Source organism: Streptomyces sp. NPDC005070, assembly GCF_053600395.1.
On record NZ_JBSFZS010000424.1, the window covers coordinates 1 to 1,909 of the forward strand.

Below are 1,909 nucleotides of genomic sequence, written 5' to 3' on the forward strand. Positions count from 1 at the left end.
ACCCGGACCGCGCCGCCGACGCGGAGCCACCCACGGCAAGGCCACCGCGCACGCCGGACACAGGCCACCGCCGGTGGTGTGCCGGCGGCCGTCAGTTGGCCACCGCATTCCGAACGGCCTCTTCAAGGGCGAGGCGATCACGGTGAACGGCCGCCTCACCCGCGCGGACTGGGTGAAGCACACGTCCACGGGTTACGGCAGCCAGTACGTCAAGTTCCAGCTCCGGGCAGTACGGACCAGTGCCCGTGCCGGCCCCGCCCGGGCCGCCGACACGGGCTCGATGGCAGCGGAGGGCCCGGCGGCCGGCACGGCTGGCTCCTCTCCCGGCCGTGTTCATCCGTGCCCACGGACCTCCACCCACCACTATGAAAGGAAACATCCGATTCGCCTGGAGGCCTTGCATGCACCCTGATGGTTTTCCTGCCCCAGATTCCGGGCTCCTCCTCACCCACTTTCTGACGGTGGCCGACGTAGCCCGATCTCGCGCCTTCTACACCGACGTTCTCGGCGGTGAGGTGGTGCTCGAGGAGAACCCCTGCACCATCAAGCTCGGCAACGGATGGATCATCATGAACCCGGGCGGCGGCCCCACCCCGGACAAGCCAGACGTCACCCTGCGCCCGCCCACCGACCCGAGCAAGGTCAGCAGCTTCCTCAACCTCCGCGTCGCCGACATCGAGGCATGTCACCGAGAGTGGAGTGCGAAGGGCGCCGAATTCCTCACGCCACCCATCGATCGCAAGGCCGAGCTGCGGTGCTACTTGCGGGACCCGGACGGCTATCTCATCGAAGTCGGGCAGGCCACCGGCATGCTGAACGGCGTCTACGCCGACCCGCCCGCCGTATGAGCTAGATCCTTGGCCGGATAATCGACCTGCTGCTCGTCGGCCGGCAGACTGCGTCCAAGACCTGATCTTGGAGCTGGTTGTGGGACATCGACCGAGTGTGTCCGTCCGGCCGGTGAGTACGGAGGAGGGTCGCAGGCTGCAGCAGATCAGCCGGACCGCGAAAGACCCGGTGAAACTCCGCCAGGTGATCGTGGTGCCGATGTCCGCCCAAGGCCAGACGGTCAAGGACATCACCACGCTGATGCAGGTTGGCGAGGACTACGTCCGCGAGGTCATCCATGCCTTGGACGAGCGGGGGTTCGACGCGCTGGACCCAAAGTCCTTCGCATCCGTCTTGGCCTCGCCGGGATAGAGGTCGGCGATCCGCCGCATAGCCAATCCCGGCAGATACGCGACCGGGCAGCCCATGTCCCGTGCGGCCGCCAGCGGCAGGGCGCCGATCGAGGCCGGCTGGTCGACCACAACCAGCACGGTCCCGTGCTCGGCCTGCAGCCTGGCGAACAGCTCGCGATTTCGGCTCGGTGTGGGGCAGCCGTGTCCTTGTGGAGGGTCTGAGGCGGGCCTTCGCGCTCGCCGACGCTCGCGCAGACTTTGCGCCAGATACCAGTCTGGCCGGCCCCGTAGCCGCCCCGGTGCCCGACGGCGACTGCACCGTACGGCTGTGGAGTTCCTCCGCGTTCACGCACGCGGCCCGTCACCCCACCAGCGGCACGACGATCGCCAGCACTGCGATGCACAGCGTCATGACGATGCTCCCCCAGCCGATCGCCTTGTCTACCGGGGCCAAGCGGGCGATGCCGAAACCGCCCCAGTCGGAATCCGTGACGACCTGGCAGGCAGCCAGGCTCCCTCCTTCGTGGTGGCGTGTCGGACGGCCAGCGCCGGCCGAAGACGAGAGCTTTGAGGAAACCCTGATCCGAAGGACCGAGATGCCCGAAGTCACAGCCTCGCACTACCCACCCGGCACCCTTCTCGGTGTACGGCTGCTGTCCCAGGGCGCCGACGGCGTCTATCAGGTCGCGCTGGCCACGTACGTGGTCTTCTCACCGGAGAAGCAGACC

At 67.8% G+C, this 1,909-nt stretch carries 3 protein-coding genes and 1 pseudogene; 2 read left to right on the forward strand and 2 right to left on the reverse strand.

Annotated elements, in window-relative coordinates; genetic code table 11:
• The first annotated feature begins 401 nt into the window (after nucleotides 1-401).
• Both ACWEBX_RS39820 and ACWEBX_RS39825 read left to right on the forward strand, forming a co-directional pair.
• Nucleotides 402-848 (forward strand): VOC family protein, encoded by a 447-nt coding sequence (locus ACWEBX_RS39820; RefSeq protein ID WP_451889586.1) that lies wholly within the window; start codon nucleotides 402-404, stop codon nucleotides 846-848.
• A 112-nt stretch (nucleotides 849-960) separates the two neighbouring features.
• Entirely contained in the window at nucleotides 961-1,200 is a 240-nt protein-coding gene (locus tag ACWEBX_RS39825; protein WP_451889587.1) for a hypothetical protein, read from the forward strand.
• Here ACWEBX_RS39825 and ACWEBX_RS39830 read toward each other — a convergent pair.
• Nucleotides 1,167-1,358: pseudogene (locus ACWEBX_RS39830) on the reverse strand (IS110 family transposase); the annotation flags it as partial. The gene ACWEBX_RS39825 and the pseudogene ACWEBX_RS39830 overlap by 34 nt on opposite strands.
• Nucleotides 1,359-1,542: 184 nt before the next feature.
• Nucleotides 1,543-1,791, reverse strand: a complete 249-nt coding sequence (locus ACWEBX_RS39835) for a hypothetical protein (RefSeq protein ID WP_451889588.1) — start codon at nucleotides 1,789-1,791, stop codon at nucleotides 1,543-1,545.
• Nucleotides 1,792-1,909: the final 118 nt, after the last annotated feature.